Origin of the sequence: Tumebacillus amylolyticus (assembly GCF_016722965.1) — a bacterium.
GTDB classification, from domain to species: domain Bacteria; phylum Bacillota; class Bacilli; order Tumebacillales; family Tumebacillaceae; genus Tumebacillus; species Tumebacillus amylolyticus.
In genome coordinates this window covers 225,126-251,158 of record NZ_JAEQNB010000006.1, presented here as the reverse complement: position 1 = coordinate 251,158, position 26,033 = coordinate 225,126, and the positions used below count along the sequence as shown (strand labels likewise).

The window sequence follows — 26,033 nt, the reverse complement described above, 5'->3', positions numbered from 1 at the left end:
GATGCACCAGTATTTGGAGGAGCAGGCTGCAAAAACGCCGGATGCGGTTGCAGCCGTTTTTCGAAACGAGTCCCTTACGTATCGTGAGTTGAACGCCAAAGCGAACCAACTCGCTCATCACTTGCGTCAACAAGGGGTCAGGCCGGAGAGTGTTGTCGGGTTGATGCTCGACCGCTCGCTTTGGATGATCATTGGCATCTACGGCATCTTGAAAGCGGGCGGCGCCTATCTGCCACTCGCACCGTCAAACCCTGTGCAACGGTTGCAGTACATTCAGGAGGACAGCGGCGTTCAGGTGGTTCTGACGGAGAGCAAGCACCTCGGAAAGCTTACCGCGCAGATGATCGCGCTGGACGACGAAGATCTCTACACCGGTTCGGAGGAAGACCTTCTTTGCGTAAACCAACCATCCGACTTGGTGTATGTGATTTACACCTCAGGCTCTACTGGCAAGCCCAAAGGAGTCATGATCGAGCATGGTGCGTTGGTGAATCGCCTGGAATGGATGCAAGCCGCGTACCCGATCGGGTCAAGGGATGTCATCTTGCAAAAAACTCCGTTCACGTTCGATGTCTCCGTCTGGGAGATGTTCTGGTGGTCGATGGTCGGGGCAAAAGTTTGCTTCCTCGCACCGGGGATGGAGAAATTTCCACAAGCGATTATGGAAGCCACCGAAACGCAACAGGTGACGGTGATGCACTTCGTGCCTTCGATGCTCAACGCGTTCTTGAACTACGTGGAAGGAGCCGGCGAGATGTCTCGCTTACAGTCTCTGCGTTTGGTGTTCGCAAGCGGAGAAGCGCTGGCGTCTCAACATGTCGAGAAGTTCAACGAACTGCTCCATCACCGCAACGGAACGCGGTTGATCAATCTCTACGGTCCCACAGAGGCGACGATCGACGTCTCCTCGTACGATTGCCCGACAACAGGTGTCCTCAGCGGCTCCGTTCCGATTGGAAAAGCGATCACCAACATCGGCCTCCATGTGCTAAACGTTCAGGGGGACCTCGTCCCGGACGGGGAAGTCGGAGAGTTGGTCATCACGGGGATTGGGGTGGCGCGAGGATATCTGAACAATCCAAAATTGACGGCTGAGAAGTTTGTGGACTCTCCTCTTGGACGCCTGTACAAAACGGGTGACCTCGCACGGGTGTTGCCGGATGGGAACATCGAATACCATGGACGGATCGACCATCAAGTCAAGATACGCGGGTTGCGCATTGAGTTGGGAGAGATTGAAGCGTGTGCGCTGGACTACGAAGGAGTGGATCAGTGTGCGGTGGTCGTGCGCGAAGAATCGGAGACGGTCGTCAAGTTGGTCGCTTGTCTCGTGACGGAGACATCCTTCGATCTCAAGGGTCTTCGCAAACATCTCAAAGACCGACTGCCGGACTACATGCTGCCCGGAGCGTATGAGCTGTACGTGACCTTGCCGTTGACAGACAACGGGAAAGTGGACCGCAAAGCATTGGTGGCACGAGAAGTGCTGTAAGCAAAAAGAGGGAGGGTTCTTACGTTGGTGTCTGCAGCAAAGATTCGAAAACAAGACCTCGAAGACATCCTCGCACTCACGCCCGTTCAGGAGGGGATGCTGTTCCACCATCTGCACGATCCCGACGGGCGTCAGTACCGGGAAGAGTTGCGGTTGCGCATTCATGGGGAGATTTCGATCCCCCTGTTCGATGCGGCTTGGCAGCATGTCGTCCGAACGAACGAAATGCTCCGCACGGTCATTCGCTGGCAAGGTGTCAAACAGCCGGTCCAACTCATCTTAAAAGACCATCCGCCTTATCTGCTCCACACGGAGGGGCAGGTTTCGGATGAGATGTCGGTCTACGATCTGTCGTCGGTTCCTTTTGGAGTGGAGTTGTGCAAGCTGTCCGAGACGGAGTACGAGATGGTACTCCGTCATCACCACATCTTGTACGACGGATGGAGCAATGGCATTCTCCTGCGCGAGTTCGTTACCGCCTATCGCCAACTGGCGCAGAGCGAGAGTCCGTCCCATCCAAGAAAACCGAAATTCAAGGAATACATCCGCTGGGTGCAAGCACAAGACCAAGCCAAACAACAAGCGTTCTGGAGTTCCTATCTGGAAGAGTTGGGGGAGCAGGTTCCTTTTTCTATAAAAAACAAAGGAGCACTGACCGCAGCAAAACCATCTAAGCATGAACTCGCGCTGGGCGTTGAGCGGAGTGCCCGCATGCGTGAGTTTGCCCGCTCGCAAGGAGTCACGCTTGCGACTCTTTTCTACGCGGCGTGGGGTCAACTTTTGCAACGATACAACAACTCCGAGGACGTGGTGTTCGGAACGACGGTGTCGGGTCGCTCAGGAGGCTTGCCCGGTGCGGACGATGTGGTGGGGCTGTTTATCAACACGTTGCCTTTGCGCGTGAAGCACCGCAAAGGGCAGACTGCGGCAGACTTGCTGCAAGAGATGCAACGGGCGCTGAATGAAAGAGCCGAGTTTGAAAGCACACCGCTGGTGGATGTGAAGGCTGCGTTTGACACGATTTTGGTCGTGGAGAACTATCCGCTGAATACTGAACTGCTTTCCGGTGGGGCGGGGCCGTTCGCAGTGACCGGATACGAAATGCGCGAGATGACCAACTACGATCTGACCGTCGCAATCGAGTGTTTCGACTCGATCAACGTGATCCTGACATGGCCGGAAGCGCTGTTTGACGAAGAGATGATCGCCCGCTGTGCGGCTCATCTCGTTCAGCTCCTAGACGAAATCGTCGCTGATGCGGCGACTCCGGCCGAACGTTTAAACCTGCTGACGGCTCAAGAGCGTGCAGATCTGTTGGAGTCGACGCGGACGGAGGCATTTTTTCCAGAGCTCATGATTCATGAGTTGTTCGAGGAGCAGGTGCGTTTGCATCCGCAGAGAGTCGCGCTGGAATTTCAGGGCGGAAAGCTTACGTATGGCGAGCTGAACGAGCGGGCGAATCGTATGGCGCGCGTGTTGCGTGACAGAGGAGTCGGTCCGGAGTCGCTCGTCGCGCTTTGCACCGATCGCTCTCTTGAGATGTACATCGCGCTGTTCGCCATCTTGAAAGCGGGCGGTGCCTATCTGCCCCTGGCACCCCATCTGCCGCTGGAACGTGCCGCTTACATGTTGGAGGAGAGCCAACCGGTGCTCCTGCTCTGCCAACGAACGTATGCGCACACGTACCGCGGACTGTGTGAGGTACTGGAACTGGAAGACGAGCAGTTTCAGCAGGGCTCAGGCGAGGATCTCGGTCTGTCTGGCTCGGCAAGCCAATTGGCGTATGTGCTGTACACCTCGGGTTCGACGGGTCGACCGAAGGGCGTTTTGATCGAACATCGTTCGGTCGTCAACCGTCTGCATTGGATGCAACAGACGTACCCCATCGGGGCGGACGATGTGATCTTGCAGAAAACACCGTACATGTTCGATGTTTCGGTGTGGGAACTGTTCTGGTGGTCGTTTGTCGGGGCGCGGTTGCACATTTTGGCTCAAGGCGATGAAGGAAACCCGCAAGCGCTGTATGAGATCATCGAGAGCGCAAATGTGACGACGATGCACTTCGTGCCGTCGATGTTGCAGGTGTTCTTGGAGTACGGGGAACTGACGGGTGGAAGTTCGCGTCTCTCCTCGTTGCGGCAGGTGTTCGCAAGCGGTGAAGCGCTCGGGTCGAAGCAGGTGGAGACGTTCCGGCGCTTGCTCGCCGATGTGAAACTGGTCAACCTGTACGGCCCCACAGAGGCGACCGTCGATGTGACGCACTATGACTGCGCTGATCATCGGATCGAGCGCCCGGTACCGATTGGCAGGGCAATCGACAACATCCGTCTCTACGTGCTGTCCTCGCAAGGGCAACTCCAACCGGTCGGTGTGCCGGGCGAATTGTGCATCGCAGGCGTCGGAGTGGGGCGCGGGTATCTGAAGCGGCCCGAGCTGACCGAGGCGGTGTTTGTGCCCGATCCGTTTGTGGCGGGAGAGCGGATGTACCGGACAGGCGATCTCGTTCGCCAACTCTCGGATGGAAATCTCGACTACTTGGGGCGTTTCGATAACCAAGTGAAGATTCGCGGGTACCGCATCGAACTCGGTGAAATTGAGCATCGGTTGGCACAGGTGGACGGGATTCGCGAGGCGTTGGTGCTCGTGAAGGGCGATGCGTCCGAAGATCGTGAACTGGTCGCCTACGTGGTCGCCGACGCGTCCCTTGACATCTCGGGGACGCAATCAGAACTGCACCAACATCTCCCTGCCTATATGGTTCCGCAAAAATTCGTACTGTTGGAAAAAATGCCGCTGACACCGAACGGCAAGGCCGATCGAAAAGCGTTGCCGGAACCTAACGCCGTCTCGAAGCCGAACGCTCGCCAAGCGGGGACTGTAGTGCAGCAGATCGCCGCCATTTGGCAAGATGTCTTGGGTGTGGAGAAAGTGGGCTTGCACGAAAGCTTCTTCGAACTTGGCGGCAACTCCCTCAAAATGGTGCGGGTGTTTTCCCGCTTACAAAGCGCGTTTGAAAAGGAAATCACGATGCCGACTTTGTTCCGTTACCCGACCGTCTATGATCTCGCTGGATACTACCGAGCGGAAGAGAGCATCGAAGAGCCTACAGGTGTTGCGATCGAGGATTCGCAAGCCGACGATGTGGCGGTGGTGGGCATGGCGGTGCGCGTTCCCGGTGCGGGAGACGTCGAGCAGTTTTGGACGAACTTGGCGCAGGGGGTGGAATCGATTGCTTTCTTCACCGACGAAGAGCTTCGGGAGGCAGGAATTGCCGAAGAGGTGATCGCCAAGCCGAACTATGTGAAAGCCAAGGGCTATCTCGAAGATGCGGATCTGTTCGACGCGGCGTTTTTCGAGTACGGAGCGAAGGAAGCAGAGATGTTAGACCCGCAAGTGCGCCTCTTGCATGAATGTGCGTGGGAAGCGTTGGAACATGCGGGGGAAGCGGCCCGTGCAGGAGGGGCGTCGGTCGGTGTCTATGTGGGCGGCTCTCCGAACTTCCACTGGTTGCGCCACGTCGCAGGCGATGCGTCGAGCGCGCTGGAGGAGTTTCAGGCGATGTTGCTCAATGAGAAGGACTTCTTCAGCACGAGACTGTCGTACAAGCTCAACCTTACGGGGCCGAGCGTGACGGTGCAGTCCGCGTGTTCGACGTCTCTCGTTGCCATCGAGAAGGCATGGGGGGATTTGCGTCGCGGAAGTTGCGATCTCGCGCTGGCAGGCGGGGTGAGCGTGACCTATCCGACGAAAACCGGGTATCTGCACGAAGACGGCATGATTCATTCGCCGGACGGCCATTGCCGAGCGTTTGACGAACAGGCACAGGGGACTGTCGGCGGCAATGGTGTCGGAATCGTCGTGCTCAAGCGTCTCCAAGATGCATTGCGCGACGGGAACAGGATCTACGCGGTGGTCAAGGGCGCGTCCGTCAACAATGACGGAGCTCGCAAAGCGTCGTTCACCGCTCCGGGCGTCGACGGGCAAGCGTCTGTGATTCGAGCCGCACATCGGGCTGCACACGTGAAGCCGGAGGAGATCTCCTATGTGGAGACGCACGGAACCGGCACGCCGCTTGGCGATCCAATCGAGATCGAAGCGTTGAAGTTGGCGTTTGGCAACCTGCAACCGGGAAGCGTGCGGATCGGTTCGGTCAAAACGAACATCGGACATCTCGATGCGGCGGCGGGTGTGGCCGGTTTTGTGAAAACGGCCTTGGCTCTGCATCACAAGCAACTGCCGCCGAGTCTGCACTATCACCGACCCAACCCGAAGATCGACTTTGAAAAAAGTCCGTTTCGCGTCAACGCGACCCTGACTCCTTGGGAACAGGAGGTGCGCCGAGCGGGGGTGAGTTCGTTTGGCATGGGGGGCACCAATGCCCATGTGGTGCTGGAACAGGCGCCGGAGCAGGTATTCGACGCGCCGCATCGAGCTTGCGAACTGCTGGTACTCTCTGCGAAAACGGAGGGATCGCTGGCACGAGCAGCCGAAAACTTGGCGCATCATCTGGAGACGCACCCGAACGAAGAGCTTGCCGATGTCGCGTACACGCTGCAGATTGGGCGTCGAGACTTTGGCGTCAGACGTTCCTTGGTCGTGCGAGATCGACAAGACGCGCTGGATCAATTGCGAGGACTCGCCGGAGAGCCTGCCATCGCCAAAGCGTCGGAGCGACGTCCCGTGGTGTTCCTGTTCACGGGACAGGGTTCGCAATACGTGAACATGGGTAAGGGACTGTACGAGAACGAGCCGATCTTCCGTGATGCGGTGAACCGTGGACGTGAGATTCTTCGTCCGCTCCTTGGATTCGACGTGCTCGACGTGTTGTACCCTGCGACTTCGGAAAGTATCGAAGAGGCAACGCAACGCATAAACCAGACCGCACTCGCGCAACCGTTGTTGTTTGTCGTCGAGTATGCGATGGCAACTCTCTTGATGTCCTGGGGCATACAACCCGAGCAGATGATCGGGCACAGCATCGGGGAGTATGTCGCGGCTTGCCTGGCTCGGGTCATTAGCTATGAAGACGCGTTGCGCCTCGTGACGATTCGCGGTCAACTCATGCAAGAACTGCCGAGCGGCTCGATGCTCAGCGTCAACCTCCCGCGAGCGGACGTTGAGGTCCTCTTGACCGAAGAGTTGGCGGTGGCGGCGGTGAATGCGCCGGATTTGGTCGTGGTTTCCGGGCCGAGTCATGCGGTGGAGAAGTTGGACGGGCTCTTGCAGGAACGGGGCGTGAAGACTACCTTCTTGCACACGTCGCATGCGTTCCATTCGCCGATGATGGACCCGATTCTCGACGTGTTCGAACGAGAAGTTGCGTCTGTCGCCCTGTCGGCGCCACAACTTCCTTATCACTCCAATGTGACAGGTACGCAAATCACAGCGGAACAAGCGACATCGCCGGCGTATTGGTGTAGACACCTGCGGAGCACGGTGGCTTTTTCGCAGAGCGTGGAGGAGTTGTGCCAAACAGAAGACTCGCTGTTTGTAGAAATTGGGCCGGGACGTGTCTTGTCGACGTTTGTCTTGCGTCATCCGGCACGGCAGACTCAGCAGGCGGCGGTGTATCTGACACGCCATCCGGTGGAGCAGACCGACGACAGCGCGCACTTGTACAAACAGATCGGCCGTCTCTGGACGATGGGGGCGCGAGTTGACTGGAAAGCATTTTATGGTAACGAAAAACGTCGTCTGGTACCCTTGCCGACGTATGCGTTTGAACGCCGCCGTTTTGGTGCCAATCCGACGACCCCTCGCTCGCGGGTGGAGAACGTGTTCACCGGCAAGCAGTCGGACATCGCCGATTGGTTCTATCTCCCGTCGTGGGAGCGCATACCGCTTACGGAGAACGAAGAGGTGGCAGCTTGGAAGGACGAAGATGTCTGGTTGGTCTTCACAGATCGAAACGGCTGTGTGGAACCGCTTGTTGCACGATTGCAAGAAAAGTTTTCCCGCGTGTTGACCGTACGGGCAGACGAATGGTTTGCTCGCGTGAACGAAAGCACCTATACGATCCACCCGCGTGAAAAAGCCGATTACGAAGCGTTGCTTGCAGACCTAGCACGGCGAGGGCTGACCCCGCGCAAGATCATACACGCGTGGAGCCTGCAGGAGTCCGATCCGCACGAACTGACGCTGGAGAGCGTGGAACAAGTGTTGGACGAGGGCTATTACAGCTTGCTGTATACCGCACAGGCGCTCGGTCAACGCGAATACGAGGGAAACTTGCACCTCTATGTGTTGACCGACTCCATGCAGGAAGTGACGGGGGCGGAAAACCTGCGCCCTGAACAAGCGACGATCCTCGGCTTCACGAAGATCTGCGGATTGGAATTTCAAAATATCACCTGTCGCGCACTGGATGTCGAAGTGCAAGCGGTGTTCCCGTTCTGTGAGCAGGTGTTGCAGGAGTGCTTGAGCGACGCTCAAGACCTCGTCGTCGCGTATCGAGGCCGCCATCGCTGGGTGAAGACCGTCAAACCATCACGCTTTGAAAAAAACGGCGCGTCGGTCGAACGACTGCGCGACGGCGGCGTGTACTTGATCACCGGGGGGTTAGGCGGGATCGGGTTCGCCATCGCGCAAAACTTCGCTTCCACCGTGAAGCACGCAAAACTGGTGTTGACAGGTCGTTCCGGCAAGCCCGACCCCGACAGCCTCATCGGACGCAGTTTGCGCGAGATGGAAGCGGCAGGAGCAGAAGTGTTGGTGATGCAAGCGGATGTCGCAAATCTTGACGAGATGCGCAGAGTCGTGCTTGAGGCCGAACACAAATTTGGCCGCCTCGATGGCGTGGTGCATGCGGCAGGGGTCGCCGACTATCTTGGGATTCTCATGAACCGCACCAAAGAACAAAACGACGCCATCCTCGCCCCAAAAATAGCGGGCACGCTGGTGTTGGATTCTCTTTTGCAAGGGAAGTCGCTCGATTTCTTCGTGCTCTGCTCCTCGATTGGCAACGTGGCCTATCACCAGAAGTTTGGGCAGAGCGGGTACAACGCTGCGAACGAGTTTCTAGACGCGTTTGCGTGGTACAGGAACGCCCGTGACGGAGTGTTCACCGTCGCGATCAACTGGCCGGATTGGCAGGAAGTCGGGATGTCGTTGCAATCGGCCGAGACCTGGGCGAAGCAATTGAACACCGACGTCGAGACGATCTTGCATGACGGGCTGACCGCAGCAGAAGGGGTGGAGGTGTTTCGCCGGATTCTGCGTCACTCGCACCCGCAAGTGGTGGCATCCCCTCAAAACCTGCTCTGGAAGTTGGAGCGTGGGGCGTCTCATTTTACCGATCTGTTGGAGCAAGGGAGCCAGAGCAAGCCGCAACAAGTGCGTGCCGAGAGTTTGACCGCGTACATCGCACCGTCCAACGAGATCGAGAAACAACTGTGCGAGTTGTGGCAGAACTTGTTCGCACTGGGACAGGTGGGGGTCCACGACAACTTTTTCGATCTGGGGTTGAGTTCGCTCGATCTCGTGCGCGCAAACGCCAAGTTGAAAGAGCTGTTCAAGCGAGAACTGCCCATCGTCGCGCTGTATGAGCATTCCTCGATTCACGCGCTGGCTAAGCACCTCAGCCGTCGTGATACCGGACAAGAAGAGCAACGCAAAGCAGAGCTGAACAAATCGAAATCGGTTATGAAAAACACGCTGTCGAGACTTGGGAAACGCCAGTGAATAGATCGGAGTGAAACGCGTGACGAATGAAACAGAGGAACAGCGCCGAACAGGGTTGGAAATCGCGGTCATCGGGATGAGCGGAAAGTTCCCTGGAGCAAACACCCTCGAAGGGTTCTGGGAGAACTTGAAGCAGGGTGTGGATTCGATCTCCCGGTTTAGTGACGAAGAACTGATCGAGGCGGGGGTCGCCCCCGAACTGATCAAGCGTTCGAATTACGTAAAAGCCAAAGGGATCGTCGAGGACGTGGAATATTTTGACGCTCCGTTTTTCTCCTACTCACCCCGCGAAGCGGAGATCACCGATCCGCAAATACGAATCTTGCAAGAAACCACGTGGGAAGCGTTGGAGATGGCCGGGTATGACCCGCAGGCGTACAACGGGCTGATCGGGCTCTACGTCGGCGCGGCGACGAACTTCCATTGGATGGAGCAGAGCCCGCTGATGAAGAGCACGAGCGCTGCCGAATTCTCGGAAGCGGGGACGCTGTGTTACAAAGACGCGATCTCGACGCTCACCTCCTACAAACTCGGATTAAAAGGGCCGTCGTTTACGCTGTACACGGCCTGCTCCACCTCCTTGCTCGGCATCCACCTCGCGTGCCGCTCTCTATTGGTCGGCGATTGCAACATGGCGGTGGCAGGCGGTGTGTCGGTTTCGTATCCGAAGAAAAAAGGCTATCTCTACGAACCGGGCATGACCTCTTCTCCCGACGGACATGTTCGCGCGTTTGACGCAGATGCCCAAGGGGCGGTGTTTAGCGACGGCGTAGGCATCGTCGTGCTCAAGCGCTTGGAAGATGCGTTGGCGGATGGCGATACCATTCACGCGGTGATCAAGGGCACAGCGGCGAACAACGATGGAGGACGAAAAGTCGGCTACACCGCGCCAAGTGTCGAAGGTCAAGCGGATGTGATTCAAGCGGCCCACTCCTTCGCAGAAGTGGAGCCGGAGAGCATCGCGTACATTGAAACACACGGAACCGCCACGCCGCTGGGGGATACGATTGAGTTCGAAGCGCTCAAGCGGGCTTTTTCTGAAACAGAAGAAAAAGGCTTTTGCGCCATCGGCTCTGTGAAGAGCAACGTCGGCCATCTCGATACGGCAGCCGGCGTGACGGGCTTTATCAAAACCATCCTCTCGCTCCAAAACAAAGCCATCCCGCCGACGCTCCACATCCAACGACCGAATCCGAAAATCGATGTGGTGGACAGCCCCTTTTACCTGAGCCGTGAATTGACGGATTGGGAGACCAACGGCCTTTATCCCCGTCGGGCGGGGGTGAGTGCATTTGGCTTTGGGGGCACGAACGTACACGTGGTCTTGGAAGAAGCGCCAGAGGGAAAAAGCGACCTCTCTACACGGAACTCCCATCTGCTCGTGTTGTCAGCCCGCAGTGAAACAGCACTCGTGCAAGCGGCAGAGAACTTGGCGTTGCATCTGGAGAACCACCCCCACGTGGAATTGGCGGACGTCGCGTACACCTTGCAAGTGGGACGCCGCAACTTCGCCGTGCGCAAAATGCTTATGGTTCAAGACGTGAGGGACGCACAGGAGCAATTGCGCGACGTCCGTAACTTCACGACTGTCAAACAAGACAGTCGCGATGTGCTGTTTCTCTTGCCGGACCATCCGCAACAGGCGATGCGTCTCGCGGTGGAGATCGCGTCTCAAGATGCGGAGTTCCGTGAGGCTTTGGAGCAGGTGCTGGAGATCGCGGCTCATTTTTCCCAAGCACCGTTGCAAGAAGCGTTGCTCTCGGGGGAGTGCTCGTCGGTCACAGCAGATCTCTTGCTGGTTGCGATCGGATTCGCGCTCTCCAACCGTCTTGCAGAAGGGCTGGAGCCCGCCGGGCTCATCGGGTTTGGCATCGCCGAATATGCTGCGGCCGCGGCGGCGGGGGTTTGTACGCTTGAGGACGCGTTTGCCCTCGTCACAGGACGTCAGGAGGCAGACTTCGAACGCCGTGTACGTCGCGTGCTGTTCGAACAACCGCAAGTGCCGTTCCTTTCAAGCGTCACGGGCACATGGATCACGGACCTTCAAGCTACCGATCCGCTCTATTGGGTCGAACAGGCAGGGATGAACCTGCGTCAAGAAGAGGTTTTGCACGACATGCTCTCCCGCGCAGACGGCGTGGTGCTCTCGATGCAAGACAGCCAATTCCGTGCAGGAGCGGCGACACTCGTTCAACTCGGGGCGAGTCCGTTACAGGCGCTTGGAACTCTTTGGGAACAGGGGGTATCGGTTGACTGGTCACAACTCTACCAAGAGGAGCGCCGTCTGCGTATCCCGCTCCCCACGTACCCGTTTGAGAAACAGCGCTACTGGTTGGACCCGGAAACGCGGGAGACAGAGAAAAAGCGTTCTGGCGTGCTGGACAAACTCCCGAATCTCGCGGATTGGTTCTACGAGCCGGTCTGGGAGCCGAAGCCGTTAACGCAAACCGTCACATCCGATCCGCAGACCTGGCTGTTGCTCGCCGACGATGCAGGAATCGGGGAGGCTTTGCAGGCTCGCTTGCAAGCCCTCGGTCATAGAGGCATCCTCGTACGAAACGGCTCGTCATTCCTCCAACACAGCGCCGATTCCTACACGGTGAACGCTTTGGTGGCGGAGGAGTACGATGTTTTACTTCGTTCGTTGAAAGTGAAAGGACACGTACCTGACCAGATCGTCCATCTGTGGAACGTTTCTCCTGAAGACGAGGAGTTGGCGTTCCTCGACAGCGGCTTCTACAGCTTGCTGCATCTGGCGAAGGCGATCAGCGCGAACCACCTGATTCACGCGTTGGACATCACCGTCGTCACCAACCAGATGCAAAATGTCACAGGGGAGGAGCAGATCTCTCCGGAGAAGCAAACCCTGCTCGCGCCGGTGAAAGTACTTCCTCAGGAATATCCAAACATCCGTTGTCGCAGCGTGGATGTGGAACTGAACGAATTGGATTCGACGGTTGCTCATCTCATCGCGGAACTTCAGTGCGAAATCACCGATACGGTGGTTGCCTACCGTGGCAAGGATCGTTTGATCAGCACGTTCCGCCAACTGCCGGCCCATCAGATCACGGAAGGGCTGAACCTCGCACCAAACGAGGCGGCACCTCGCTTGCGAGAGCGTGGCGTCTACCTGATCACGGGAGGCTTAGGCGGTGTCGGGTTGAAGCTGGCCGACTATCTCGCTCGCTCGGTGCAGGCGAAATTAGTTCTGATCGGTCGAACCGGTCTTCCGCCGCGCTCGGAATGGGAGTCGTACCTGAACACCCACGACGAAGGAGACTCACTCGCCTCTCGCATCCGTTCTGTTCAAAAATTGGAACAATTGGGTGCCGAGGTACTGGTGCTTGGAGCCGATGTTGCAGACGAACAGCAGATGCAACATGCGATTGAAACAGCCCAAGCAACCTTCGGGCCGCTGCACGGCGTTGTACACGCGGCGGGAGTCTTGCGCGTTCGATCCGCACAATGCGTCATGGCGGCGATCACCAAGGAGGAATGTGAAGAACAGTTTCGTCCGAAGTTGCAAGGGATGCGGGTATTGGAGAAACTGCTGATCGACCGCGAGTTGGACTTCTGTTTCTTCGTCTCTTCACTTTCCCCAATCCTTGGCGGTCTGGGCTTCGTCGCGTATGCGGGGGCGAATTTGTACCTCGACGGCATGGCAGACAAACTGAGCCGACGAACGAACAACCGCTGGATGAGCATCAACTGGGGCGATTGGCAGTACACAGGTCAAGCGTTTGAAAAACCGATGCTCGGCGAAACCCTCGAAGTTCTGGAGATGACGACAGAAGAGGGGATCAAAACCTTCCAATGCGTGCTCGCGACGTCGAATTTGCCCCGTGTCATCATTTCGTCGGGAGATATGAACGCGCGCTACGAGCAGTGGGTTACGTTGGAATCCCGTGGCGAACGCCGCAATTCCAAGGCGGAGAGCACCGCTGCCGCCCGTGGGCGTAAACAGCCACAAGCAACGCTCTATGGCACGCCACAAGCTGAGCAGGAAGCGATGATTCTCGAAATCTGGAAGGACTTTTATCGGGTGAGCTCCGTCGATGTCAATGACAATTTCTTCGACCTCGGGGCAACCTCGCTTGACATCATCCAAATTCACGCCAAACTCGTCAAGCGTCTCGAAAAGCATGTTCCGATTGACGCGATGTTTGCATACCCGTCGATCCGTTCGCTTGCCGGGCACTTGAGCGGCGGCCAACCTCAGGAGATCGTCCCTGCACTCGAACGACAGCGGTCGATTGGCTCTGTAACGGGGGATATCGCCATCATCGGCATGGCGGGACGCTTCCCGGGGGCTCAAGACATCGAAGCCTACTGGGAAAACTTGACGGCCGGGATCGAATCGATCCGCTTTTTCACCGATGAGGAACTGTTGGAAGCGGGGGTCCCGGAGGGGGATGTCAAGAACCCGAATTATGTGAAAGCGAAAGGATATTTGGAAGGAACCGATCTCTTTGACGCCGCGTTTTTTGACTACACACCGCGCGATGCGTCGCTGATGGACCCGCAATTGCGCGTGTTCCATGAATGTGCGTGGACGGCGCTTGAACATGCGGGCTATGACGGGGAAGCGTATCCGGGCTTGGTGGGGGTTTACGGTGGAGCCTCTCCGAACTTGTATTGGCAAGTGCTCTCGACTTTGTCGGAATCGAGTGAACCGGCGGGGCAGTTCCTGATCTCGTTGCTCAACGACAAAGACTCGCTGACGACGCAGGTTTCGTACAAATTCAATCTCAAGGGCCCGAGCGCCAACGTCTTCACCGGCTGCTCGACCTCGCTGGTTGCCATCCACAGTGCGAGCCAAGCCCTGCTAAACGGTCATTGCGATCTGGCGCTTGCAGGCGGCATTACGCTCTCCCTCCCCGACAAAGCGGGCTACATCTACCAAGAAGGCATGCTGTTCTCGGCAGACGGGCATTGCAAGTCATTTGACGAGAAAGCAAACGGGATGCTGTTTGGCGACGGAGTGGGGATCGTGGTGTTGAAGCGACTGGACGACGCGCTGGCCGATGGAGACACCATCCACGCAGTAATTAAGGGAAGCGCGATCAACAACGACGGCAACCGCAAGATCGGCTACACAGCTCCGAGCGTCGACGGACAGACCGAAGTGATCCGGATGGCCCAACAGGCTGCGGGTATCAGCCCGGACAGCGTCTCCTATATCGAAACGCATGGCACGGCGACGAAGTTGGGAGACACCATCGAGATCAAAGCACTTCGTCAAGTCTTTGACCCTGAGAAAAAACAAACTGTGCCCATCGGCTCCGTCAAATCCAACATCGGTCACTTGAATGCGGCTTCCGGTGTGGCAGGTCTGATCAAAACCGTCTTGTCGATGCAACATGAACAGATTCCGCCGAGCTTGAACTTTACAGAGCCGAACAAGTCGATCGACTTCGAGAACAGCCCGTTTTTTGTCAACACCGAACTGCGGGAATGGAAGCGAGTCGAGGGTCTGCGACGAGCAGGAGTCAGCTCGTTTGGGATCGGGGGAACCAACGCACACATCGTTTTGGAAGAGGCGCCGCAGATGGTTCCGACATCCGAGAGCCGTCCGCACCAGATGTTGATGCTCTCTGCGAAGAGCCCGGCCGCCTTGGAGCGGATGACCGCGAACCTCGCGACTCATTTGCTCCAGCATCCCGACGTCAATCTCGCAGATGCCGCTTATACGTTGCAAGCGGGCCGACGAGCGTTTAAGCACCGTCGCGCATTGTTAGCCTCCACAGCAGCAGAAGCGGTTGAGAAGCTGACGAATCCGGAGAGCCGTCATGTCTATTCGTGGCATGCTGTGGGCGGCCAACCGAAAACGGTCTTCCTTTTCGCTGGAAATGGCTCGCAATACGTCAATATGGGCCGTGATCTCTACGAGAACGAGCCGGTGTTCCGCCAAGTGATGGACGAGTGCTTCACGATTCTGCGCGGATTGGTTGGCTTTGATATGAAAGAGATCCTCTATCCGTCGGACGACCAAATGGAAGAGGCCAAACAGAAGCTTGCGAAGATGGAAGCCTGCCAGCCGCTGATCCTCTCGTTCGAGTATGCGTTGGCGAACTTGCTCATGCAGTGGGGCGTGCAACCGTCCGCGCTGATCGGTTATTCCTTCGGGGAGTACGTCGCAGCTTGTTTAGCGGACGTGTTCACCCTCGAAGACGCTCTGCATCTGATCGTGACACGCGGTCGTCTCATGAGTTCCTTGCCCGCCGGCGCGATGCTTTCCGTACCGCTTGGAGAGATAGAGATTCGCGAACTGATGGACACCTATCTCCAGGAGAGTGGAGCGCAATTGTCGCTTTCCATCGTCAACGGACCCTCTTGCATCATCGCGGGTTCGGACGAAGCCATCGCAGGGTTTGAAGCAATTCTGCGCTCGAAACGGTTGATGTGCATGCGCGTCACCATCGAGGGAGCTGCCCATTCCCACCTCTTGGACCCGATCTTGGAGGAATTTGCGACGCACGTACAACGCATTGCGTTGCAAGCGCCGTCGATTCCGTACATCTCCTGCATCACCGGAACGTGGGTAACAGCGGAACAAGTCACAGACCCGAACTACTGGGTGCGCCACATGCGCGAGACTGTGCGTTTTGCTGACGGGATTCAAGAGTTGAAAAAGGACCCGGCCTGCCTGTTCGTAGAGATCGGACCCGGTCGAGATCTCAGCGTCATGGTACAGCGCTTCTTGGAGCCCGGCGACGCGGCGGCGCGCCTGCTGAACACGATACGACCGCAGCAACAAGACCTGTCAGACCTCCAATACTTGCTCACCCAGACCGCACGTCTCTGGACGCTTGGGGTAGAACTGGATTGGCAAGAGTTTTACAAAAACGAGACGCGTCGCCGCATCCCGATGCCGACCTACTCGTTTGAACCTGTCTCGTACAAACCGCAAGGCAACCCGTTCGATCTTGGCTCCCGATTGGCATCGCAACCGAAGTCATCCGGAAAAAAAGCCAAGCTCGACGAGTGGTTCTACGCGCCGCGTTGGAGCACAACTTTGACCCCGGTAACTCAACCGCAGGAAGGGGAGCGCTGGCTGATTTTCGCAGACCCATGCGGACTGGGAGCAGCACTGGCAACCGAATTGCAACAGCGGGGGGAGGATGTCACCGTCGTGTACGCAGGGGACGGCTTCTCCGAACAGGGAGACCGGAGCTATACCATCAACCCGCGGGAATCCAACGACTATCGCTTACTCTTGCAAAAAGCGGGCCTGCCGACCCGCATCCTTCATCTCTTTAGTGTCACGGAAGCAGCGCGAGACTTCACGCCGGAATTCGCAGCCCGCATGCAGGAGATCGGATTCTACTCGCTGTTCTCACTGGCACAAGCGCTCAGCGGTCTGCAAGTCGGTGGAGAGATCGCCATCCGCGTCATCACCAACGGGGTACAGCGGGTGACAGGAGATGAAACACTCATTCCGGAAAAAGCGACGACGCTCGGCGCCTCTCTGGTGCTTCCGCAAGAATACTCGTACTTGACCTGCTCCAACATCGACGTGTTGCTCCCGCGTGCAGGTTCCCGTCAAGAAAAACGCCTCCTCGAACACCTGATCGAGGAAGCGCGGGCAAATACCTCCGACAAAACCATCGCGTATCGAGGGCTCACCCGTTTCGTGCAAAGCTATGCTCCGATTTCTCTGCAACGTCCTGAACCTGCAGAGTTGCCCTTGAAGCAAGGCGGTGTCTATCTGATCACCGGTGGCACGGGTGGCATCGGGCGCATTTTGGCGGAACATCTCGCTCAAAACTTCCAAGCGAAGCTCGTTCTGACTTCGCGAAGAGGGCTTCCGGAGAACGATCCTTGGATCGAAAAATTGGAGTCTCTCGGTGCGAACGTATCCGTCATGGCGGCCGATGTAGCAGACCGCGTACGTATGGCGGAAGTAATTGCGGACACCGAAGCTCGTTTCGGTCCGCTCAACGGTGTGATTCACGGAGCCGGCGTGATCGGTGGTGACACCTTCAACCTGATCAAAGAACTGACGCCCGCCGACTGTGAAGCGCACTTCCAGCCCAAGATGTACGGCCTGCTCGCCATGGAAGATGTGCTCCGTGGCAAACCGCTTGACTTCTGCTTGCTGATGTCTTCGATTTCCGCCGTTCTCGGCGGACTTGGTTACATCGCCTACGCCGCTTCGAATCTGTACATGGACGCGTTCGTCGCGAATCACAACCTCGAGGCAGACGTGCCGTGGATCAGCGTCAATTGGTCGGACTGGAAGTATTGGGAGGACGGGGAGAAGGAGTCTCAAATTGGAGCTTCCGTACACGAGCTCTCGATGTCTCCCGAGGAGGGAGTAGACGCGTTCCACCGCGCCCTCGCGTGGCAACAGGGCGACGTGCTGGTACACAGCCCCGGCGATCTGCAAGCCCGCATCGATCAATGGGTCAACCTCCAGTCGCTTCGTGCCGAAGAGGACGACCAGCAGGAAGACCTCTCCACCTACCATGCACGCCCGATGTTGCTGAACGACTACCTCTCACCGCGCAATGAGCGGGAGGAGAAGTTGGCGCGCATCTGGCAGCGGATCTTCCGCGTAGAGCAGATCGGCGTACGCGACGAATTCCTCGAATTGGGAGGCGACTCGCTGAAAGCGATCACCGTCGTCTCGCGGATTCACAAGGAGTTCAACGTCGAAGTTCCGGTGGGGGAACTGTTCAATCTCTCGAACATTGAAAAACTGTCGGCGTACATTGCCGAGGCGGACAGCAGCGAGTACGATGCGATCCCGACGGCTCCGCACAAGCCGTACTATGAGCTCTCTTCGGCGCAAAAACGCTTCTACATCTTGCACCGTCTAAACCCGGAGAGCACCGCTTACAACGACACCTCTGTGGTGTTGCTGCAGGGCAAAGTAGACAAAACGCGTCTGGAAGACAGCTTCCGCCGCTTGGTTGCCCACCACGAAATTTTCCGCACGACACTTGAGATGGTCGGGGACGAGCCGAAACAAAAAATCCACGCGAACGTGGAGCTTACGGTCGAGCATTTCGATGCGACGCAAGAGGAAACCCTCGAGTTGATCACAAACTTCGTGCGTCCGTTCGACTTCGCCGTCCCTCCCTATCTGCGCATCGCGCTGATCCGTCTCGCAGCCGAGGAGCATGTCTTGGTCATCGACTTGCACCACATCGTGACGGACGGTGTGTCCTACGACATCTTCGTTCGGGACTTCCTCACGCTCTATTCAGGCGAAGAGTTGGCTCCGCTGCGCATCCAGTACAAGGACTACACAGAGTGGCAGAACAGCGACCAAGAGCGCGAAGCAGTTTCCCGCCACGAAGCGTACTGGTTGGAGCGCTTCCAAGGCGAGATCCCGGTCTTGGAGCTGCCGACCGACTTCCCGCGTCCGCAGACTCCGGATGCTGTGGGACGAACGCTTACGTTTACACTCGACGCTTCGCTGACAGCGAAGATCCGCGAGATCGCCGCTCGGGAAGAGACCACCCTGTACACCGTCTTGCTCGCGGCGTATACCGTGCTGCTCAGCAAATACAGCGGTCAGGACGACATCGTGATCGGCTCTCCGATCACGGGACGACCGCACGTAGACTTGCAGAACATCATCGGCGTGTTCGTCAACATGCTGGCGATGCGGAACCGTCCACAAGCTCACAAGTCGTTCCGCGAGTTCTTGAACGAAGTGCGTGTGGACTCGCTCTCGGCGTATGATCACCAAAAGTATCAGTACGAAACCCTCGTCCAGACCCTGGGCCTCCAAGGAAACTTGAGCCGCAACCCGTTGTTCGATGTCGCGTTCGTGCAACAGCACATGGATACCGAAGCGCTGGAAGTGGACGGACTGCGCGTAACTCCTTATGACTACGATCACAAACGAGCGCAGTTTGACTTGTTGCTGCGTGCGGTGGAAACCCCGGATTCCATCGAGTTGACGATGGAGTATGCTGCCGCGCTGTTCAAACGAGAAACGGTGGAGAAGATGTGCGAACGCTTCCGGGAAGTGCTGGAGAGAGTAACGAACGATGTGAACCTATCGCTTGGCAACCTCCACTTCCAACATGATCTACAGGAACTGCAGGCGGTGGCGTTGCCGGATGACCTTGGAGACTTTGAATTCTAAACCACACACGCGAAGGAGCGATAGAGGCATGGCTGTACAAATCGTCACAGAAGACCTGATGGTTATCGCCCACCAAAAATCGAAAGAACGAGCGTATTGGACGGAAAAAATGGCAGGGGAGTTGGCGGACAGCCGCTTCCCCGGCGACCGTCTGCACGCGCAACGATGTGAGGGAGAGCCATTCGTGGCTCCCTTCGTCATCGAAGGCGAACTCTATGATCGGTTGCAAAAGCTCTCCAACCAATCGGACTTACGCCTCTTCATGGTGTTGACGGCCGGTCTGACCTTGTTGCTGAACAAGTACACGGGTCTGCAAGACATCGTGATCGGAGCCCCGGTGAACCGCCAGCAAGGAGAGGCCGACTTCATCAACACCGTGCTCGTCTTGCGCCAAGCTTTGCAAGAAGACCTCTCGTTCAAACAATTGCTCATGAAGGTGCGGGACACATTGGCAGGAGCGATGGAGCACCAGAACTTCCCGCTGATCACGTTGCGCGACCAGTTGGACCATCCGCTTCCCGACGGGAGATCCTATCCGTTTCGAACCGCGATTCTTCTCGAAGAACTGCACGACGCCCACTACCTTGACTGTGCAGAACCTGAGTTGGTGTTCTCGTTCCGTCGAGGGGAGAACCGACTCGAGGGTGAGATTCAAGACCGCGCTTCGCGGTTCCAATCGTCGACGGTAGAGCGATTGGGCTCCCACTTCGTCGCTTTGCTTCAACAAGGCGTCAAGAATCCGGATGCGCCGCACGTGAGCCTCGATTGGATACCGGAGGACGAGCGCGAAGAACTGCGCCGCTTCAACGACACCGGAAGCGAATACCCGCGCGAGAGCACCGTGGTGCAATTGTTTGACGCTCAAGCTTTTGCCACCCCGGATCGCATCGCAGTGGCGGGCGAGGAGATGCACTACACCTACGCTCAATTGCAACAGCAAGCCAACCGTGTCGCCACCGCCTTGCGCCAAAAGGGCATCGGTCAGGGGCAAATCGTCGGATTCCTGCTCGACCGGACGCCCGACGCCGTTGTTGCCATGCTTGGGGTGTTGAAAGCGGGAGCGGCCTATCTGCCCGTTTCTCAAAAACTCCCGGAGAACCGTGTCCAAGGAATACTGGAGGACTGCAACTCTCCGCTGTTGATTACGAAAGACGTCCTCCGCGAACTTTTAACTGTGGAAGCGGGTGAACTGCCGGACATCGACGATCCGACCTCCCTCGCGTACGTCATCTTCACATCGGGCTCGACGGGGAAACCGAAAGGCACGATGATCGAACACCGAAGCGTCGTGAACTTCATCTGGGGCATTTCGAAGGAAGTGTTCGGTCGATACGTTGCGCCGTCCCGCGTCGGCCTCGTCTCGCCGTTTGAGTTTGACGCACACGTGCAGAACATGCTCGGAGCGCTGTTGAATGGGCATTCCTTGTACGTCGTACCGGAGGAGGCCCGTGTGGATGGAGCGAAACTGCGCGACTTTTTCCGACGCCACCAGGTACAGATCTCCGACGGCACCCCGACACATCTGCGCTTGCTTGCAGAACATCTGGATGAGAACGCAGGAGTCGTGCTTCAACACGTGGTCATCGCGGGGGAAGCGTTGCCGCCGTTGCTTGCCAAGCATTTTCTAAGCCGGTTCGGTTCGCAACGTCCGATTCTGACGAACGCCTACGGCCCGACCGAGACGACAGTGGACTCCTCGTTGTATCACGTACACTATGACGAACTGGACAACCTCCCAAGCTTGCCGATCGGCCCTCCGCTAATGAACCAAAAAGCGTATATCGTCGGCCCGCGCAACCAATTACAACCGATTGGCGTGCCGGGAGAGCTCTGCCTCACAGGAGATGGACTCGCCCGCGGCTATTTAAACAGACCTGAACTGAACGCAGAGAAATTCCCGCCCAATCCGTTTGCCGAAGAAAACACGGGCATGAACGAACAGCGCATGTACCGAACAGGGGACCTCGCCAGATGGTTGCCGGACGGAAATTTGGACTACCTCGGTCGTCTCGATGACCAAGTCAAAATTCGCGGTCTGCGCATCGAACTGGGCGAGATCGAAAGCCGTCTGCTGTCATCTCCGAACATACGCGAAGCCGTTGTGCTTGCTCGGCGTGCCGGAGAGGGCGGAGATCCGTACTTGTGCGCGTACCTCGTTCCGGAGACCTCGTTAGACCTCGTGGAAGTGCGTCGTGCATTGGCTCAAGACCTTCCGGACTACATGGTTCCTGCTTATCTGATTGAAATCGAGCGCTTGCCGATCACACCCAATGGCAAGATTGACCGCAAAGCGCTGCCCGAACCGCTCTGGCAACAAGCGACCGCCGCGTATGTCGCTCCGAACACCTCGACCGAACGCGCGTTGGTTGACATCTGGAGCAACCTCCTGGGCGTGGAGAAGATCGGGGTCAACGACAGCTTCTTCGAATTGGGAGGCAACTCGTTGCAAATGACTTCCGTTGTGGCGCAGATTCAACGGGTGCTTGGCGTGGACGTTCCCTTGCGCGAACTGTTCCAAAAACCGACCATCGCCGAACTCGCGCCACTCCTCCAAGGACAAGAAGAGCGCACCTACCACAGCATCCCGAATCTGGCCCGTCAAGATCACTATCCTGTTTCCTCTGCACAGAAACGTCTGTACATTCTGAACCGCTTCGAAGGGCTCGGCACCACCTACAACATTCCGGGTGTCTTGCTTGTAGACGGCCCGCTCGATGTGGATCGTTTGGAAAAAGCAGTTCGGCAATTGGTGGAACGCCATGAAGCTCTGCGCACTTCCTTCCAGTTCATTGACTGCCAGCCGGTGCAGATCGTACACGAAGAGGTTGAATTGGCGGTGAAACACCTGCACGCTGCAAGCGACGTGGACGTGCAGCCCTTGATCCAATCGTTCATCCGTCCCTTCGACTTGAAACAGGCACCGTTGATGCGAATCGGTCTGATCTCGCTTCACGGGGATGCGACGCGACATTGGCTGTTGTTCGACTTGCACCACATCATCGCGGACGGCGTGTCACTGGCTCTGCTGGAACGTGAATGGATCGCACTCTACCAAGGGGAGGAACTTCGCCCGTTGTCCTTGCAGTACAAGGACTATGCCGCGTGGCAACGCAACCGTTCGAAGAGTGGCGAGATGCAGGAACAGGGGCAGTTTTGGCAGGAATACCTCAGTGGGGAACTTCCGATTCTGCAACTTCCCACGGACCGCCCGCGCCCGCTGAACCAAAGTTTTGCAGGGGACCGCTTCCAGATGAAGTTGCCGGCACACCTGTCCCAACGCCTCCAACTCTTCGCGGATGGGCAGGGTGTCACCCCTTATATGGTGTTGCTTGCAACCTACAACGTGCTTTTGCACCGCTACACACAGCAGGAAGACATCATCGTGGGCACCCCGATCGCCGGGCGCGTACACAGCGATCTCGATCCGATGATCGGCATGTTCGTGAACACGCTGGCGATGCGCAACCGACCGCAGGCGCATCGCACGTTCACCGACTTCCTCGCAGAAGTCAAGAGCAGTTCAATCAACGCGTTCCAGAACCAAGAGGTTCCGTTTGAAGAGGTGGTTGATCAGCTTCACTTGCAGCGTGACACCAGTCGCAACGCACTTTTCGACACGATGCTCGTCATGCAAAATAATACCCGGACGACGGTCGCTGCGGACGAACTGACCTTCACTCCGTACCCGTTTGCCCACCAAGCTTCCAAGGTGGACCTCACCCTCGAGTTCCACCAAGAAGAGAAGGGTTTGCTGATGGCAGTGGAATACGCGACCCAACTGTTTGAAAAAGCGACGATGCAACGATTCGCCGCTCACTTCCTAACCCTTCTGGAAAGCGCGATGGCGAATCCCAACCAAGAGTTGAAGGACATCGCATTGCTCCCTGACGAGGAGCGAAACACCGTGCTTCGGACGTTCAACGACACCCAAACGAACCTGTTGCACAAAGGGCTGTTGCATGAACTTCTCGAAACACAATCCGCCCAAACCCCGGACCGTATCGCCGTGATTGCGGAGGGAGTCGGATACACCTACGCAGAGATCAACGCACGAGCCAACCAAATCGCCCGCCGATTGCGCGAACTTGGCATTGGACGAGGCGAGAGAGTCGGCCTCCTGTTGACCCGTTCTGTGGAACTGGTCGTGGCGGTCTATGCAGTGTTGAAAGCCGGCGGGGCGTACGTGCCCATCGATCCGGAGTACCCGGAAGATCGCGTGGGCTATCTGTTGAAAGACAGCGCGGCTCTCGTGCTGTTGACAGAGACTGCCTATTTGGAAAAAACGACATTTGCCGGAGCGGTCGTGGATCTGAAACAACCCGAACTCTACCAAGGGGACTCGGTTGACCTCGACCTCCTGACCACTCCAAACGATCTGGCGTACATCCTGTATACCTCCGGCTCAACCGGCAAGCCGAAGGGTGTCATGGTTCAGCATGCAAGCATCGTGAATTACTTGTATGCGATGCAAGCGCAGTATCCGATGACGGCAGAGGACGCGTTCTTGCTCAAGACCCCGTACACCTTTGACGTATCGGTCAACGAATTGTACGGCTGGACGCTGACGGGTGGTCGCCTCGTCGTGCTGGAAGAGGGGGGACACCGCAGTCCGAAAGCAATCTTGCGCGCCGTCATCGACCATCAGATTCGTCTGCTGAACTTCGTTCCCTCCATGTTCAAAGTGTTCTTGAATGCAGTCGGGGACGAGGTGTCCGTGCTGAACATTCTGCGCTATCTGCTTCTCGCAGGGGAAGCTCTGCCCAAGGAATTGGTGGAACAGTTTGAGCGTTTGGGCTCGACCGCGCAGTTGCACAACTTGTACGGCCCGACGGAAGCGACCGTCATCACCACAACCTTCCCTTTGGAGCATCGCAAGGCGTATCACAACATCCCGATTGGAAAACCACTCCCCAATGTCCGTGTCTACATCCTGGACCCACACATGCACCCGACTCCAATCGGCGTCGTCGGCGAGCTGTACATTGCAGGGGCCGGCTTGGCGAGTGGCTATCTGAACAACGAATCGCTCACAGCGGAGAAATTCGTGGACGATCCGTTCGTCACCGGAGAGCGCATGTACCGCACGGGCGACCTCGTGCGATGGCTGTCTGACGGACACGTGGAATTCTTGGGTCGGATCGACCATCAAGTGAAGATTCGCGGCTATCGCATCGAACTTGGCGAGGTGGAAAGCATTTTGCTTGCACAACCTGCCATCAACGAAGCAGTCGTAGTCGATCGGGACGATGCCCTGGGCAACAAGCAGCTCGTCGCGTACTACGTCTCGAAGACAGACCTCGACCTTCACGAAATCAAAGCGCACCTTGGGCGCTTCCTGCCAAGCTTCATGGTGCCGTCGCTGTTCTGCCGTCTGGAAGCGATGCCTCTGACGACAAGCGGCAAGATTGACCGCAACGCGCTCCCCGTCGTCACACCGGCGGTTGAGGAAGAGCGGGTTGAACATGCAGGACCGCGCACCGATGTTGAACGAAAATTGGTCGACCTCTGGACGCAGTTGTTGGGAGTCAACGCAATCGGCATTGACGATGACTTTTTTGAGCTGGGAGGCAACTCTTTGCTGGCTGTCGAGCTCGACTTGGCGTTGGAGGAGGCAGACGTGCGCGCGGATGACCTCGTCGTGTACGAACACCGATCCATCCGCGCACTTGCCGCTCACATTGAAGAATTGCGCATCGCAACGGACGAAGCGTGAGGAGGAGACCTCGTATGGAATTTTGCTGGGGATTGCCCATTTACCCGACCTCGCAGCACCAAGAGTTGTTCAACGCCTACCTGGATCATTCGAAGAGAGCGGAAGCGAACTATTTTGATTCGGTTTTGCTCTCGGTCGCACCGACCGCTGTCGACCCGTTCGTGGCGGCGACGATGATCGGGATGAATACGAAACAGATCCGGGTGTTGATCGCGCAGAACACCAACCAAGTGATCCCGACACATACGGCCAAAGCGTTGAACACGCTGAATGCGCTGATCGGAGACCGCGCCGATATCAACATCGTCACGGGCAGTGCTTCCATGACGCTCGCCCGAGACGGCAAGCCAGAGAGTCATGACGTCCGCTATGCCCGCACACGGGAATACACCGATCTGTTGCAACGCTTACGCAAGGGTGTGACCACGTTCAAAGGCGAGTTCTTCTACGTCGAGAACTCGGACATCTACCCCAAGGAGAACCCCGAACATCGAGCGAGCTACTTTGTAGCGGGCTCCTCCGAATCGGCGATGGATGCTGCAGCTCGATATGGAGACGCGTACATTCTCTACGCATGCGATCGCCAAACGCTCGCCGCTCAGTATGAAAAAGTAAAGACGATGGCCAAAGCGCACGGGAGAGAGGGCCTGAAATACGCCGTCCTCGTGGACATCATCGCCCGTGAGACCACCGAAGAAGCGTGGAAAGCCGCCTACGAACTGCTTGAACGAACTCCGGCGGCGCTCAAGCGCATGACGAAGCTGTTTTTGAAAAATGCCGACTCCGTCGGATTAAGCCGCTACAAAGACTTGAGCGGTGGAGACGACTTCATGGTGGACAAACACCTCTGGGGCGGCTTGAGTCAAGTGAACCCGTCCAATTCCATCTCGATCGTAGGCAACTACGAGGAAGTCATCTCCACACTGCGAGACTTCCGCGATGCGGGGGCCGACTATTTTTTGATCACCGCTTTGGCGAGTGATGAACACGAAATCGAACGTATCGGCCAGCAGATCGTGCGGCCGTTAAAAGAGGAGGAAATTTAA

General features: G+C 57.2%; 5 protein-coding genes. All 5 read left to right on the top strand.

The annotated features are described in order from the left end of the window. Position 1 precedes the first annotated feature (1 nt). Genes JJB07_RS18825 through JJB07_RS18805 form a run of 5 tightly spaced genes read left to right on the top strand, consistent with a single transcriptional unit; the run spans position 2 to position 26,033 of the window. Positions 2-1,492: a non-ribosomal peptide synthetase gene (locus JJB07_RS18825; protein ID WP_201637618.1), complete on the top strand. Its 1,491-nt coding sequence runs from the start codon at positions 2-4 to the stop codon at positions 1,490-1,492. Between the two features lie 27 nt (positions 1,493-1,519). Continuing rightward, entirely contained in the window at positions 1,520-9,172 is a 7,653-nt protein-coding gene (locus JJB07_RS18820; protein ID WP_347338372.1) for a hybrid non-ribosomal peptide synthetase/type I polyketide synthase, read from the top strand. A gap of 19 nt (positions 9,173-9,191) precedes the next feature. Then, complete coding sequence (locus JJB07_RS18815; RefSeq protein ID WP_201637616.1) at positions 9,192-19,274, top strand: type I polyketide synthase; 10,083 nt, start codon at positions 9,192-9,194, stop codon at positions 19,272-19,274. A gap of 28 nt (positions 19,275-19,302) precedes the next feature. Further along, positions 19,303-24,987, top strand: coding sequence for a non-ribosomal peptide synthetase (locus tag JJB07_RS18810; protein WP_201637615.1), 5,685 nt, complete (start codon positions 19,303-19,305; stop codon positions 24,985-24,987). A gap of 14 nt (positions 24,988-25,001) precedes the next feature. Beyond that, on the top strand, positions 25,002-26,033 hold the full coding sequence (locus tag JJB07_RS18805) for an LLM class flavin-dependent oxidoreductase (protein WP_201637614.1): 1,032 nt from the start codon (positions 25,002-25,004) through the stop codon (positions 26,031-26,033).